Here is a 13,727-nt window from a genome sequence, read left to right as displayed (position 1 = left end):
ATCAGGCTCCCCATCCTGCTTGCACGCCACCAGCGCGCGATGCTTCGATTCGGCTCTGGTAATCGGAGGTGCGGAAGGCCTGCATCGGATCGGCTGGCAGGCCGCGCGTTGCGCGCCATGCTTCCAGGTCGGCCCGCACGTCGGTGTAGAAGGCATCCATGAAGATCTCGTTGGCGGCCAGGACATCACCGGAAATCTGTGCTTCAGTCAGCGCTACGCGGTCGATCAGCAACGCCCGGGCCGTCATTTCCTGCACGTTCTGGACGCTTCTGATCTGGCCCAGGATCTTGTTCTCCACGTTGTGGCACTGATCGAGCATGAAGGCCACAGGCGTGTCCTGGTCCAGTCCGCCACCGCGGATCACCTCGGCCATGATGCGGAACAGCTGATACGGGTCTGCCGAGCCAACGATCAAGTCGTCATCCGCGTAGAAGCGGGAATTGAAGTCGAAGGATCCGAGCTTGCCAAGCCGCAGCAGCTGCATCACGATGAACTCGATATTGGTGCCTGGCGCATGGTGCCCGGTGTCCAGGCAAACCATGGCCCGATCCCCCAAGGCCGCAACCTGGGCATAGGACGTTCCCCAGTCGGGCACGTCGGTGTGGTAGAAGGACGGTTCGAAGAACTTGTACTCCAGCACCAGGCGCTGGTCTCCGGAAAGCCGCGCATATATTTCGGCCAGCGAATCGCCTAGCCGGTCCTGGCGCCCTCGCATATCCGCTTGGCCTGGATAGTTCGAGCCCTCTGCCAGCCAGATTTTCAGATCCTGGCTTCCGGTGGCATCCATTACGTCGATGCATTCGAGGTGGTGGTCGATTGCCTTGCGGCGGATCTTCGGATCCTCATGGGTCAAGGCGCCGAACTTGTAATCGTCATCCTGGAAGGTATTCGAATTGATGGTTCCGAGGCTGACGCCCAGGCCTTCCGCATGCTCGCGCAGCACGGTGAAGTCCTCGACCTTGTCCCACGGAATGTGCAGGGCCACCGAGGGAGCCAGTCCGGTCAATCGGTTGACTTCAGCCGCATCGGCGATTTTTTCGAAGGGATCGCGCGGGGTCCCGGGGGTCGAATAGACCTTGAAGCGGGTGCCCGAATTTCCATAGGCCCAGGAAGGGACTTCGATGGCAAGGCGGTCAAGGATTTGCAGGTGCTCAGGGCTCAGCTTCGAGCTCATGGAACTCTCCATTTCTAGTAATTCTGCGGGCTTCTACTGCTGGGATGCGGCAAGTGCGGCCAGCTGGTTTTCGAGATTGAAGACCTCGCGCAGACGCGGCGCTTGCTGATCTGGCCGGCCGCCCAGGCTGAGGAAGAATCGGCTCATTTCCGCTTCCCACGCTGCGGTGCGCGGGTCGGAGTCCAAGGCGGCCTGGGCAGCGCTGTCGTCATCGGTTTCGTAATAGCCGATCAGCAACCCGTCCTCGCGCAGAAAGAGTGAGTAGTTGCGACGCCCGGCTTCTTCGATGGCTTGGAGCATCTGCGGCCACACTTCCCGGTGGCGCGACACATACTCGTCGATCAGGTCGGGATTGACCTGCAATTGAAAGCAAACTCGCATCGTACTACTCTTCCGGACCGCTGGAACTGGGTGGGCAAAACTGTGCGATCCGATTCGCTTTGCACAAAAATGAATCGTTTCAATCGCTTCGAAATTCGAGTGTAGAGCAGGTCACACTTGAATTGCAAGCGGTCGGTCGAGCGAATGCCGCATTCTTTTGAATCCTTTCAAAAAGCTGTCGGGATTCCAGTTCCCATCCGTGCGCCAGTTATACTCGCAGAAGAACAACTCACCGAAGAACAGGAAAGCTCTGTGGCCGTCAGCGTCAAGGAAGTTGCCGCCGAGGCGGGCGTTTCCGTAGGCACCGTCTCCAACGTGCTCAACCGGCCCCAGGTTGTTTCCGAACACACCGTTTCCAAGGTCACCGCAGCCATCGAGAAGCTCGGCTTTGTCCGCAACGATGCGGCCAGGCAACTGCGTGCCGGCCGCAGCCGGAGCTTCGGGCTCGTCGTCCTCGATGCACGCAACCCGTTCTTCATGGACGTCACCCAGGGCGCCCAGCATCGTGCCCTGGACAACGGCTACACCGTGCTGATGGGAGCCAGCGACAATTCCCTGAGCACCGAACAGCAACTGCTGGATCTCTTCGAAGAGCAACGCGTCGCCGGAGTACTCATCTCCCCCTTGCACAGCGACTTGAGCCGGCTCTGGCGGATCCGCGAAGCGGGCACGCCAGTGGTGCTGGTGGACCGCGGAAGTGGCGACCGCAGCTTTTCATCGGTCTCCGTGGACGATGTGGAAGGCGGAAGAATTGCCGTACGGCACCTGCTGGACATTGGCAGAAAGCGGATCACCTTCGTCGGCGGACCGCAGAGCATCGAACAGGTCCAGCACCGATTAACGGGAGCCCAATCGGTATTGGCCCAAGCCCCGGATGCCGTGCTGGAGCACATGCCTACCAAGAACCTGACTGTGCTGGAAGGACGGGCAGCCGGAGAGCGTATTCTTGCCATGGATCCTGCACAGCGCCCCGACGGGATCTTTGCGGCCAACGACCTGCTCGCGTTGGGCATCCTGCAGGCTCTGGTGATGTCCGGCGAACTCAGTGTTCCCGAGGATATTGCTCTGGTGGGATACGACAATATCGACTTCGCCGAGTCGGCCGTCATCCCGATTACCACCGTGCGCCAGCCAGCAGAAGAAATCGGGCGAACCGCTGTCGACGTCTTGCTGCGCGAAGCAGAAGCGGGCGATCAAGCGGTCCGCGAGCAATTCGTTTTCACTCCCAAGCTCGTTATCCGTGCATCGACTGTGGCCCCGAGCCAAGCGCGCTGACGTTTACCTTAGGGGTTCCTGAAAAGCGGGTTCTGCAGCTTCTGATGCCCAGCGGTTCTTGCTAGGTTGGCATTCCAAGCAACGAGAGGGATGGATTTATGAGCGAGAACAACCCTGAAGCCCGACTGCACAAGGCAGAGGCCGAAGAGCCCGATACCATTTCCGACCCTGCTTTGAATAATGAAGTTGGCCAGGACTGGACCGATGAAGGCGGAGCGACGCCGCATGGAGCCGCGCTAGACGACGACTAGGCCAGAGGGCCAACCAGCCGAAAACCAAAAATGCCCGTGGGTTGCCAAGTTTGAAAGTTTGGCAACCCACGGGCATGTTCACTGGCTTGAATCAGCCGCCTAGAACTCGAACTCCAGGTGGGCATTGACTTCGTCCTTGTTGAAATACGCCGGATCGATCTCGTATTCCTCTTCGTAACCGAAGTTCGAAAGCCAGTCTTGCACTTCCTCGTACTCCGGGTCCGTCGGATCATCGAGAATATCCAGCTTGGCTTCCCAGCCACCGATCCCGCCGCTGTCCTCCATCGGAGCCATGCGCCGGCCGCCGGTGCATCGCGGCAGCTGGCCGCCATCGGCATCCAGGATCTTCTCGACGTCGATGCGCACTTCCCAGTTGTCCCCGAAGTCGTACAGGTAATCCAGGCGGTCTTTTTCCTTCTGCAGCAACGAGGAAACCAGGGTTTCCGCTTCGTTCTTCTGGTAGTCCATGTCGTCAATCTCTGGACCATATGAAGTGCCGCCGAAGCCACCCTCGTAGAAGCTGTGCAGGTGCCCGTCGTACCAGTCGAAGCTCGCTTGGATGATGTCGTGCAGGTCGCCAAGGTTCAGGTCCATGGGCACCAGCACGCGACGCCAGATCGGCGGCTTGGCGTCCTTGAGGGTCAGCTTCAGCTGCAGCACCTTGCCGGTATACGGTGTTTCGCGCTTCAGGCGTTTCGGCTCGTCATCGTCCGGCCCGAACATCGCGTCGAGATCGGTGTCGTCGAATTCATCCTCATCGAGCAGGTCCTGTTCAACGTCGGTAATCGCCAGGCGGACGATAGTGGGCACCGAGTACGCTTCGCCATCTTCGATAAGGCCAAGTACGCGCAGTTCATGCATGCGCACATGCGCGGTTTCCCATACCTTTGGCGACCATTGATCATCTCGCGGGTCAGCCACGCGATGCGGGTTGCCTTCGATCCCCTCGACGATCCAGAAAGCTGCCAGCCCCCAGGCTTCAAGGCTGGCGTCATCGCCGCCTTCCGGCTTTTCCAGCAACGAGTCCAGGCAGGCCTGGATGAAGTAGAAGTTCGGCTCGAAGGAGTCGGCGTCTTCATGCTGCATGATGTCTTCGTACGTCACGCCGCGCTCCGGCTTGCCCTGTTCGGGCAGCTTGATGGCGCTGACCGATTCCAGTGCCGAGAGCACGACCGCAACCATCAGGCCCCTGCGCGATTCGTGGACTTCCGGAGGCAGCTGGTCGGCGAGCGCTATTGCGGCCGTTTCCAAGAATTCAGGCGCCGGCAAGCTGGCCCACAGATTCTTGCCCTCGGTGAGGGTCCAAGCCAAGAAGGCACGGCCCAGCTTGCTGATCGGCATGGCGGCGATTTCAGCCAGGGCCGCTTGAGAGGCCTCGTCAGATGCCATGATCTCGTCAATTTCATCGTTTTCATCGATGCCGTCATCACCGGCGAATGGATCCTGGGCTTCCAGCGACTTCCGGAACCACTCCAGGCTTTCGGCCTCGCGCTCCCACAGACCGGCATCGCGCAAGAACTCGACGTAATCCGCCCAGGCCATATAGATCATGGTTCCCAGCCCATTATCGGCGGCATCGGGATTCTCGGCCTCTTCGAATTCAATCATCGAGCTGAGCACTGCCAGCAGTTTGGGCGGATCAAAATCGGTAACCTTGTCCAGGCCGACGACTTCGGCGTAGATGCCCAGGGTTTCGCGCACTGCGGCAAGGACCATCAGGGCCAGTTCTGGGTCATCGCGGTTCTCGGAGAACCAGCGTACGAACTGCGGCGTGAGCGCGTCCAGGCCGCGCCCCACCTTCACCCGGTCCAGGGAGACGACGCCCTCTTGCAGGCGTGCCGGATGCCCCTGCTTGGGCTTCTGCTTCTTCTTTTTCTTCGCCATCGGACTGCTTTCCTGGTCGTTTGCTTCTCCCCCTAGGCTACGTGGCTGCTGGTTCCTGAAGAAGCATGCCTGGCACGTGTTCTGCTGGACAGCTTCCTGCCGTCGCAGCCAGGCACCGCCAGGGCCCGCACGGCGCGGATATGAATCGAGTCGCTTTCGATATCTATGGCGTAACCCGTACTGCTGGAGCGCCCGCGTTGGTAGGGTGACTTCATGATCAATACTGCTCGTTTGCACTCGGACCTGTCACGACTCAACCGCGAAACCGCGATGATGTCGGCCACGATCGAAACCCTGTCCAGCGAAGAAATGGCCGCCGCCTCGCTGTGCGAAGGCTGGAGCCGGGCGCAGGTCATTGCGCACTTGGCCTCCAACGGCCGGAGCCTGGTCAAGCTCATCGACTGGGCCACCAGCGGAGAACCGCAGGAGCTCTACGCCTCGCGCGAGGCCCGCGACGCGGAGATCGACGAGCTGGCGGCCCTGCCGCGCGAGTAACTGGTCAAGAAGTTCCAGGACGCCGCCGCATACTTCGCCGAGCAGTGCGAACGGCTCAGCGGCGAACTGGCCGTGGAAGAGGTGGACCTTCACGGCAAGATCATTCCGGCGACCTCCATCGTGGCCCTGCGCATCTCAGAGGTGGTCATCCACCACCATGATCTGGATACCGCGTGGACCATCGAGGAAGCCGATCCGGATTCCCAGGAGAACGCCGTCGAGGCCGCCGTGCGGACTATGCGCGTGAAGAACGCTCCGGGCATGACGCTGGTGACCGAAGAGGGCGACGAATGGGTCATCGGCGATGGCGCGCTGAAGGTGCGCTCGGACCGCGAAGGCTTGATCGAATGGCTGGCCCGCGGCCAGGCCCGGCATATCGAGGCCGATGGCCCGATTCCGGTTTTGCCTTCCTGGTAACCATCTTCTGGCAGGCGTGTCAGCACGCGGCAACGGTTGGCCCTGCAAGGAGAATGGATTCGGCCCGCTTGTCGAAGTGAAAAGGAGCCGGCATTGATCCCTGTCATCGTGCTCACCGGATATCTGGGTGCAGGCAAGACCAGCCTGCTCAACCGCTTGCTGACCCGCCCGGGTACCCGCGTCGGGGTCATCATCAACGACATCGGCAAGGTCAACGTGGATACCGGGCTGATCACCGGCCAGATCGATGCGGCCGAATCCATTGCCGGCGGCTGCGTTTGCTGCCTGTCCGATAGCAGCGACCTGGACGAGCTGCTGGAGAAGCTGGGCCAGCCGAAGCTGCGCCTGGATGCCATCATCGTGGAGGCCAGCGGCGCGGCCGACCCGCTGAACGTGGATCGGCTGCTGCGTTTCGGCAAGGCCCACGGGGTACGCTTCGGCGGCATCATCGACGTGATCGACGCGGTGGAGCATGAGCACACCGTGGATACCGCGGCGATGGCCCCGGCCCGCTTCAGCGCCACCAGCATGGCGGTGGTCAACAAGCTGGACCGCATTGCCCCGGAACACCGCGACGCGGTCCTGGCCAGGATCAGCGGACGGATCCGCGAAATCAACCCGCACGTGGCCATCATCCCGGCGTCGCACGCCGCCATAGACCCCGAGCTGGTCTTCGACATCGCCCTGAACGAAGACCCGATCGACGAGTTGCCGTTGGCGGCTGCCTCCCGCCCGCACCACGACCACGAGCATGCTCCGCACGCCAACGCGGTGACGGTGCGCTGCCCCGAAGCGGCGGATCCGGGTGCCCTCTTGGACCTGCTGGAGCACCCGCCTGCTGCGGCCTACCGGCTCAAGGGGCATGTAAAACTGCGCACCGATCGCGGCACGCAGCGCTTCCTGGTCAATATGGTGGGCCGGCAGATCCATTTCGCGAAAGCAGCGGCCCACAGCGATCCGGCCGATGACGCGCTGGTCGCCGTGGGAATGAACTTGGACGAGGAAGCGGTTGGCGCGGCATTAGCGGCCGCCTTGGAACCAGCACGACTTGATCCTTCGCCGGGAAATCTCACCCGTTTGGAACGACGGTTGATTTTGAGCAGCGATGCAGCAGATGCTCCGGCCAAGGTTGACGCTGAAGAGTTCTAGCTGCTGCGGCACTGATGCCTGCGAGTTGGCAACGAGGGCATCCGCTGCCCCGTCTCGACCTGCAACATCGAGCCGCGTTCGCATCCAGTTCGCGCCCGGTGCATAGGGGCACGTCCCAAACAGGCCAAGCCTTCGGAAATAACTCAAGTGCTGCCCGCGACTCCAGTGATGAGTCCCAATTCCAACCCGTCCAACGTTGGACGATTCCGTGCTCCCCGCGATTGCCGGGATGACGCCCGGTATTGCCGATGGTTTCGATGAGCGGTTCCAAGTGATCCTTGGATCTTCACGAAACAGCCCCGGGTCGCCAAAACCGAAGGCCGCATCCCGCGCGACCCTGCCGTCAGCCCACCATGTCCGAGCAAAAGAAACATCACTGGAACATGAAATGGACACGGTGCGCCGATGGCCGGCGGGTCAGCGCGGGGTGCGGCCCCGGCAGTCTCTGGAAATGAACGCTTACAACGCGATCTGGCGGTTCTGGTCCTTGTAGAGCAGGTAGCGGAAGTTCTCCGGGCCGCCGGCGTAGCAAGCCTGCGGGCAGAAGGCGCGCAGCGACATGTAGTCCCCGGCCTCGACCTCGACCCAGTCGCCATTCATCCGGTAGACGCCCTTGCCTTCCAGCACGTACAGGCCGTGCTCCATGACATGGGTTTCGGCGAACGGGATGGATGCGCCTGGTTCGAAGGTCACGATATTCACGCCGAAGTCGAAGGCCACATCGTTGGGGTCGAGCATGCGGGTGGTGCGCCACTTGCCATCGGTGCCCGGCATCGGGCCAGGTTCGATGTCGCGCTCATTGCCCACCACGGGAGCCGGTGCGGCGACGCCTTCAAGCACTTCGTAGCGCTTGCGCAGCCAGTGGAAGCTGGTGGTCTCGGTGCCGTCATTGCGGGCGGACCACGTAGCGCCGGCTGGCAGGTAGGCGAAGCCGCCGTCCACCAGCACATGTTCGGTGCCCTCGATGAGAAGGGTCAGCTGCCCGGTGAGCACGAAGATGAATCCCTGCACCTGGGCCTGCGGCTCCGGCTTGGTGGCGCCGCCGCCCGGGGCAACTTCCACGATGGCTTGGGAGAAGGTGGTGGCCCCGCCGGCGACCGGGCGGTTGAGCACCCAGGCACGGGTGTTGGTCCACTCGGGGAAGACGCTGGTGACGATGTCGCGCAGCACGCCCTTGGGGATCACGGTATAGGCCTCGGTGACGATGGCCCGGTCGGTGAGCAGATCGCTCTGCGGCGGGTGGCCGCCGAAGTCCGAGTAGTACGACGAGGAGTTCTGGATGGCTGGAACAGTCATGGTGTTGTCCTTAGGCGTGGGAGCGGTTCAAGGCGATCGCCTCGAGTTCGGGCAGGGTGATCTGGGCTAGTTCGGTGACCTCGTCGGCGCTCACCGCACCGCAGGCCACGCCGCGGTGGATGTAGCGGGCCAGGGCCCGTGCGGTGGCCGGCTCGTCCATGATGGCCGAGTTGATCTGGTGGACGTAGTTGCGCAACCGGGTTCCGGCTGCCTGCAGGCCCTCGCGGAAGAAGGCGAAGGTGGCCAGGTAGCGGGTGACCAGCTGGTTCTCGTGCATGTCCCAGCCCTGGTAGATGCCGCGGGACAGGTGGCGGGAGACCAGGCGGGCGTGCAGTTCCCAGGCGGCCGCAATGTTCTCCGGGTCGCCGGCCGGGATGATGTTGGTGGAGCCGTCGGACAGTTCCACCCCGGTGCCGGCCACGGCCACCTGCATGACGTCCTTGGCGAAGTCCGCTACCGGGTGCTCCATGGACTGGTATCCGGCGGCCACGCCCAGCGACGCGGAGTAGTCGTAGGTGCCGTAGTGCAGCGAGGATACCCGACCCTTGCCGGAGGCGATCAGCTGGGCCACCGGATGGGTTCCGTTCGCGGCAAGGATGACCTGCGGGGTTTCCACCTGCACTTCGAAGCGGATGCGTCCGGCTTCCAGCCCGTGGGCTTCTTCCAGCTTTTCGGCCAGGTAGACCATGGACTCGACCTGGGCCACGGTGGTCACCTTGGGCAGAGTCAGGCGCAAGCCCTCGGGCAGCGGACCGTTGGCCACAAGCCGGGTGATGAACAGATCCAGGGTGCGGATCCCGCGGGCCCGGGTGGGTGCTTCAAAGCATTTGAAGCGGATGCCGATGCAGGCCGGGGCCTTGCCGGCGGCCACCGCGGCGGATACCGAGTCGGCCGCGGCAAGCACTGCGGCGTCCTCCTCGGCATCCGTGCGGTTGCCGTAGCCGTCCTCGAAATCGAGGCGCAGATCTTCGATGGGTTCGCTTGCCAGCTTCGCGCCAACCAGTTCCGCCAAGCGCTCTGGTTCGGCCAGCTTGAGCTTGGCCGCCAAGGCGGATAGGCCAATCAGTCCTCCGGCAGTGGCTACTGCGTTGTGGCCCCAACGTTCTGGGAGGTCCACGGTGTACTTGTCCCCGGGGACGTACACGGTATGGATCGGCTGGCGGGCTCCGGTATCCCCCGGGTAGGAGGTTTCCAGCAGCCGGTCGGTGGCGGCCAGCTTTGCTTCTACGCTGGCAAGCGTGGACTCATCGAAGGTGTTGCTCATGGCTTGGTCACGTATTCCTTTTCCAAGAGTTCGTAGGCTGGGGTGGTGAGGAAGTCCGCGAAATCCTCGTCCTTGCCGCTGGTCAGTTTCGCGATCAGTTCCGCTGCCGGCTGGTAGTAGGCGTTGAAGTGCTCTTCATTGTCGACCTCCGCGCGCAGGCGTTCAACCTCTTCGGCGAGAATGCCAGCAACCAGTTCGGCGGTGATGGTGTTGCCGGTGTCGGCGGCGACCACCTGGTTGCGGATCTGCTGCCAGATCTGCGAGCGCGAGATCTCCGCGGTGGCGGCGTCTTCCATCAGGTTGTGGATGGCGACCGCGCCGTTGCCCGAGAGCCACACGGCCACGTAGTTCACTGCCACGTAGAGGTTGGCGCGCACGCCGGCCTCGGTGACATCGCCAGGTGCGCTGGCCACGTCCAGCAGCTGGGCCGCGGTGACCTCGACTTCCGGGCGCTGGCGGTCGATCTGGTTCGCCTTCTCGCCGAGCTTCGCGTCGAAAATCTCCTTGCACAGCTCGACCAGGTCCGGGTGGGCGACCCAGGAGCCGTCGAATCCGTCGTTGGCCTCACGGGACTTGTCCTCGCGGACCTTGTCGAAGGCGGCGGCGGTAACTTCTGGTTCGCGGCGGTTCGGGATGAACGCCGCCATGCCGCCCATGGCGAAAGCCCCGCGCTTGTGGCAGGTCTTGACCAGCAGCTCGGTGTAGGCGCGCATCATCGGCGCGGTCATCGATACGGCCGAGCGGTCGGGCATGATGAACGCTTCGCCGGCTTCGCGGAAGGTCTTGATGATGGAGAACAGGTAGTCCCAGCGGCCCGCGTTCAGGCCAGAGGCGTGCTCGCGCAATTCGTAGAGGAATTCCTCCATCTGGAAGGCGGCCGGGATGGTCTCGATGAGCATGGTGGCGCGCACGGTGCCGTGGGCGATGCCCAGCTCGGCCTGGGCGAAGGTGAAGACCTCGTTCCACAGGCGCGATTCCAGGTAGTGCTCCATCTTCGGCAGGTAGTAGAACGGGCCCTGTCCCGATTCGGCGAGCACCTTGGCATTGTGGAAGAAGTGCAGGCCGAAGTCGATCAGTGCACCGACCGCCGGCTTGCCGTCGATGAGCACATTGTTCTCCGGCAGGTGCCAGCCGCGGGGGCGGACCACCACGACCGCGCGCGGGGCGTCGGTGCGCAGCGCGTAGGACTTGCCGGTTTTCGCATCGGTGAAGGCCAAGGTGCCCCGGGCGGCGGCCGAGAGATTGGAGATCGCATCGATGACATTGAACCAGCTCGGAGTGGAAGCATCTTCCAGGTCGGCCAGCCAGACCTTGGCGCCGGAGTTCAGCGCGTTGATGGCCATCTTGGCCGGGGAGGCCGGGCCGGTGATCTCCACGCGGCGGTCGCGCAGCGCCTCTGGGGCTTCGGCGACCTTCCAGTCGCCGGTGCGCACGGATTCGGTCTGCGGATCGAAGTCGATGGACTTGGCATCGGAGAACTGCCGGCGGCGCACGCCGCGTGCGGCCAGCAGCTGATCGCGGGTGCCAGCGAACTTCTGGTGCAGCTTCTCGATGAAGGCCAGCGCTTCGCCCGAGAGGATCTGCTGGGCATCGGCGGCGTCGGGGATGCTGGTGATTTCAATACTCATGGGTTGTTCCTTAACCTCTTGTGCTCTGTTCCAATGAAGGGTGCGTTGACATGCACCCTAGGGTCTTGCTGCGCAGCGCCTACTTGGCGGCGGCTGCGTCCTGCACTGCCATGGCCACATCGGAGGCGACCTGTGGGTCGAATACCGACGGGATGATGAATCCGGGGTTCAGCTCTGATTCGCTGACCCGCGCGGCAATAGCGTCCGCGGCGGCCAGGAGCATGGCGTCGGTGATCTCGGTGACGCCTGCATCCAGCAGCCCGCGGAAGAAACCTGGGAATGCCAGGACGTTGTTGATCTGGTTGGGGAAGTCGCTGCGCCCGGTGGCGACCACCGCCGCGTGGCGGCCGGCCAGTTCCGGGTCCACCTCGGGATCCGGGTTGGCCATGGCGAAGACGATGGCGCGCTCGTTCATGGCGGCGATATCGGCTTCGTCCAGCACGTTCGGGGCCGAGACGCCGATGAAGACATCCGCGCCGGCGATGGCTTCCTTCAGGGTGCCGGTGAAGTTCTGCGGATTGGTGTTTTCCGCCAGCCAGGTGCGGTGCGCATCGGCGTAGGCTTCGTTGCGGGTGATCGCGCCACTGCGTCCGCAGGCGATGATGTTCTGTGCGCCGCGGGCCATGAGCAGCTGGATGATCGCGTTGCCGGCCGCGCCGACCCCGGAGACCACGATGCGCAGGTCCTCGATCTTCTTGTCCACGACCTTCACCGCGTTGAGCAGCGCGGCCAGGGTGACAATTGCGGTGCCGTGCTGGTCGTCGTGGAAGACCGGGATGTCCAGTTCTTCGCGCAGCCGGGCCTCGATTTCGAAGCAGCGCGGGGCGGCGATGTCTTCGAGGTTCACCCCGCCGTAGACCGGTGCCAGGGCCTTGACGATCATGATGATCTCCTCGGTGTCCTGGGTGTCCAGGCAGACCGGCCAGGCATCGACATCGGCGAACTGCTTGAACAGCGCCGCCTTGCCTTCCATGACCGGCAGGGCTGCAGCCGGGCCGATATTGCCCAGCCCCAGCACGGCCGAGCCGTCGGTGACCACGGCGATGGTGTTGCGCTTGACCGTCAGGTTGCGGGCATCGGCAGGGTTCTCGGCGATGGCCATGCAGACGCGGGCGACACCCGGGGTGTAGGCGCGGGAGAGGTCATCGCGGTTGCGCAGGGCGACCTTGGGGGTCACCGAGAGCTTGCCGCCAAGGTGCATCAGGAAGGTGCGGTCCGAGACGTTGCGCACGCTCACGCCATCGAGGCTATCCAGCGCCGCGCGCACGGTCTCGCCGTGGGCCACGTCGGTGGTGTTGCAGGAAACGTCCACCACCATGTGGGTGTGGTTGGACTCGGTGACATCCAGGGCCGTGATGTGCGCGCCGGCCGCACCGACCGCGCCGGCCAGCTCGCTGGTCGCGGTAATCGACGCAGGTGTCTGGACGCGAAGCGTGAGTGAATATCCCGGGCTTGGTGCTGCCATCTGATCCTCCTGTAAAAGTTTCCGTATAGTGGATACTATTATCCTCAAAATGAAAATGCAAGAGTGTTTTGTGGCGCCCAGCATGATTTTTTGCCGAGTTAATATCGGATCGTGGAAGAAAAGCCTGATTCTGCGCTATTCTTGGGACTAGGATTTCGCATCGTAGAAGTAATGCGCAGCCCTCTTCCGAAACCAGTGCCTTTATATAGGAGCAAAGATGACGCAGACTTCCAGCAAGTCCACCACCGGCGGAGTCCAGTCCGTCGAACGTGCTTTCGAGCTCCTGGAAGTCATCGCCCGTGCCGGCGGCGAAGCCGCGCTCAGCGAGCTTGCCGCCGATACTCCCCTGCCATTGCCGACCATCCACCGCCTGCTGCGCACCCTGGTCGGCGTGGGCTACGTGCGCCAGCTGCCCAACCGCCGCTATTCACTGGGCCCGCGGCTGATCCGGCTGGGCGAAGTAGCCAACCGCCAGCTGGGCGCCTTGGCCTCCCCTGCGCTGAAGGATCTGGTCGCGAAGCTGGGCGAATCGGCGAATATCGCGGTGCTCGACGGAGACATGGTCACCTACATCGCCCAGGTGCAGTCAGCCCATTCGATGCGCATGATCACCGAAGTCGGACGCCGCGCCATGCTGCACAATTCCGGGGTCGGCAAGGCCGTGCTCTCGGTGCTGGATGACGAGCGCGTGCAGCGTTTGGTCTCGCAGGCGGGCATGCCCCCGAAGACCGCGAACACCATCACCACCCTGGGCAAGCTGTTCACCGATGTCGAGGCCACCCGCGAACGCGGCTACGCCATCGACGAGGAAGAGCAGGAACTAGGGGTTCGCTGCATCGCCGTGCCAGTACCGGGCGCACCAACGCCGATGGCCATCTCGGTTTCCGGGCCGGTGACCCGCGTTGACGAGGCCTTCATCGTCAGCGCGGTGCCGGTATTGCAGGAGGCGGCCCGCGAGCTGGGACGCCAGCTGGTGGCCGCGGCGGACTAGCCGCGCTTGGCGATTCCGGCACGCAAGCAAAGATGCCCGCCGGGGCAGTCGATGGCA

At 63.2% G+C, this 13,727-nt stretch carries 13 protein-coding genes; 6 read left to right on the top strand and 7 right to left on the bottom strand.

From position 1 onward, the window contains the following. Window position 1: 1 nt before the first annotated feature. Window positions 2–1,174: an L-rhamnose isomerase gene (gene rhaI, locus ACNPM8_RS04175; RefSeq protein WP_105656500.1), complete on the bottom strand. Its 1,173-nt coding sequence runs from the start codon at window positions 1,172–1,174 to the stop codon at window positions 2–4. Between the two features lie 33 nt (window positions 1,175–1,207). Beyond that, window positions 1,208–1,555: an L-rhamnose mutarotase gene (locus ACNPM8_RS04170; protein WP_105656501.1), complete on the bottom strand. Its 348-nt coding sequence runs from the start codon at window positions 1,553–1,555 to the stop codon at window positions 1,208–1,210. Window positions 1,556–1,807: 252 nt separating this feature from the next. On the opposite strand from ACNPM8_RS04170, the gene ACNPM8_RS04165 reads away from it, so the two are divergent. Beyond that, window positions 1,808–2,830, top strand: coding sequence for a LacI family DNA-binding transcriptional regulator (locus ACNPM8_RS04165; RefSeq protein WP_208294242.1), 1,023 nt, complete (start codon window positions 1,808–1,810; stop codon window positions 2,828–2,830). 98 nt (window positions 2,831–2,928) lie between these two features. Then, a complete protein-coding gene (locus tag ACNPM8_RS04160; protein WP_388024792.1) occupies window positions 2,929–3,081 on the top strand; it encodes a hypothetical protein in 153 nt (50 codons plus the stop codon). A 99-nt stretch (window positions 3,082–3,180) separates the two neighbouring features. Here the strand turns inward: ACNPM8_RS04160 and ACNPM8_RS04155 are convergent, their stop codons facing one another. Next, window positions 3,181–4,965: a plasmid pRiA4b ORF-3 family protein gene (locus tag ACNPM8_RS04155; RefSeq protein ID WP_388024790.1), complete on the bottom strand. Its 1,785-nt coding sequence runs from the start codon at window positions 4,963–4,965 to the stop codon at window positions 3,181–3,183. 213 nt (window positions 4,966–5,178) lie between these two features. Here ACNPM8_RS04155 and ACNPM8_RS04150 point away from each other — a divergent pair, with 213 nt between their 5' ends. From ACNPM8_RS04150 to ACNPM8_RS04140, 3 genes are all read left to right on the top strand, one after another. Continuing rightward, complete coding sequence (locus tag ACNPM8_RS04150; protein ID WP_448939343.1) at window positions 5,179–5,460, top strand: maleylpyruvate isomerase family mycothiol-dependent enzyme; 282 nt, start codon at window positions 5,179–5,181, stop codon at window positions 5,458–5,460. Window positions 5,461–5,532: 72 nt separating this feature from the next. Continuing rightward, complete coding sequence (locus tag ACNPM8_RS04145; RefSeq protein WP_448939342.1) at window positions 5,533–5,877, top strand: hypothetical protein; 345 nt, start codon at window positions 5,533–5,535, stop codon at window positions 5,875–5,877. 93 nt (window positions 5,878–5,970) lie between these two features. Further along, complete coding sequence (locus tag ACNPM8_RS04140) at window positions 5,971–7,026, top strand: CobW family GTP-binding protein (RefSeq protein ID WP_448939341.1); 1,056 nt, start codon at window positions 5,971–5,973, stop codon at window positions 7,024–7,026. Window positions 7,027–7,485: 459 nt separating this feature from the next. Here ACNPM8_RS04140 and ACNPM8_RS04135 read toward each other — a convergent pair whose 3' ends face one another. The 4 genes from ACNPM8_RS04135 to ACNPM8_RS04120 form a co-directional block, all read right to left on the bottom strand. Further along, window positions 7,486–8,322, bottom strand: a complete 837-nt coding sequence (locus ACNPM8_RS04135) for a bifunctional allantoicase/(S)-ureidoglycine aminohydrolase (RefSeq protein ID WP_105656506.1) — start codon at window positions 8,320–8,322, stop codon at window positions 7,486–7,488. Window positions 8,323–8,332: 10 nt separating this feature from the next. Then, window positions 8,333–9,586: a DUF6986 family protein gene (locus ACNPM8_RS04130; RefSeq protein WP_448939340.1), complete on the bottom strand. Its 1,254-nt coding sequence runs from the start codon at window positions 9,584–9,586 to the stop codon at window positions 8,333–8,335. Beyond that, window positions 9,583–11,214, bottom strand: coding sequence for a malate synthase A (gene aceB / locus ACNPM8_RS04125; RefSeq protein WP_448939339.1), 1,632 nt, complete (start codon window positions 11,212–11,214; stop codon window positions 9,583–9,585). Before aceB ends, ACNPM8_RS04130 begins: the two co-directional genes overlap by 4 nt. A gap of 79 nt (window positions 11,215–11,293) precedes the next feature. Further along, window positions 11,294–12,679, bottom strand: a complete 1,386-nt coding sequence (locus ACNPM8_RS04120) for a malic enzyme-like NAD(P)-binding protein (RefSeq protein WP_448939338.1) — start codon at window positions 12,677–12,679, stop codon at window positions 11,294–11,296. Window positions 12,680–12,896: 217 nt separating this feature from the next. Here ACNPM8_RS04120 and ACNPM8_RS04115 point away from each other — a divergent pair, with 217 nt between their 5' ends. Continuing rightward, window positions 12,897–13,670, top strand: a complete 774-nt coding sequence (locus tag ACNPM8_RS04115) for an IclR family transcriptional regulator (protein ID WP_402697091.1) — start codon at window positions 12,897–12,899, stop codon at window positions 13,668–13,670. Window positions 13,671–13,727 lie beyond the last annotated feature (57 nt).

This window comes from Glutamicibacter sp. AGC46, from assembly GCF_053543715.1.
This window is presented reverse-complemented; position numbering and strand designations above follow the sequence as displayed.

What these genes read in the sequence shown, in the direction of transcription:
- aceB (WP_448939339.1), bottom strand. Translation starts at nt 11,214, where the DNA reads ATGAGTATTGAAATCACCAGCATCCCCGACGCCGCCGATGCCCAGCAG.
- ACNPM8_RS04150 (WP_448939343.1), top strand. Translation starts at nt 5,179, where the DNA reads ATGATCAATACTGCTCGTTTGCACTCGGACCTGTCACGACTCAACCGC.
- ACNPM8_RS04135 (WP_105656506.1), bottom strand. Translation starts at nt 8,322, where the DNA reads ATGACTGTTCCAGCCATCCAGAACTCCTCGTCGTACTACTCGGACTTC.
- ACNPM8_RS04160 (WP_388024792.1), top strand. Translation starts at nt 2,929, where the DNA reads ATGAGCGAGAACAACCCTGAAGCCCGACTGCACAAGGCAGAGGCCGAA.
- ACNPM8_RS04130 (WP_448939340.1), bottom strand. Translation starts at nt 9,586, where the DNA reads ATGAGCAACACCTTCGATGAGTCCACGCTTGCCAGCGTAGAAGCAAAG.
- ACNPM8_RS04115 (WP_402697091.1), top strand. Translation starts at nt 12,897, where the DNA reads ATGACGCAGACTTCCAGCAAGTCCACCACCGGCGGAGTCCAGTCCGTC.
- ACNPM8_RS04170 (WP_105656501.1), bottom strand. Translation starts at nt 1,555, where the DNA reads ATGCGAGTTTGCTTTCAATTGCAGGTCAATCCCGACCTGATCGACGAG.
- rhaI (WP_105656500.1), bottom strand. Translation starts at nt 1,174, where the DNA reads ATGAGCTCGAAGCTGAGCCCTGAGCACCTGCAAATCCTTGACCGCCTT.
- ACNPM8_RS04120 (WP_448939338.1), bottom strand. Translation starts at nt 12,679, where the DNA reads ATGGCAGCACCAAGCCCGGGATATTCACTCACGCTTCGCGTCCAGACA.
- ACNPM8_RS04155 (WP_388024790.1), bottom strand. Translation starts at nt 4,965, where the DNA reads ATGGCGAAGAAAAAGAAGAAGCAGAAGCCCAAGCAGGGGCATCCGGCA.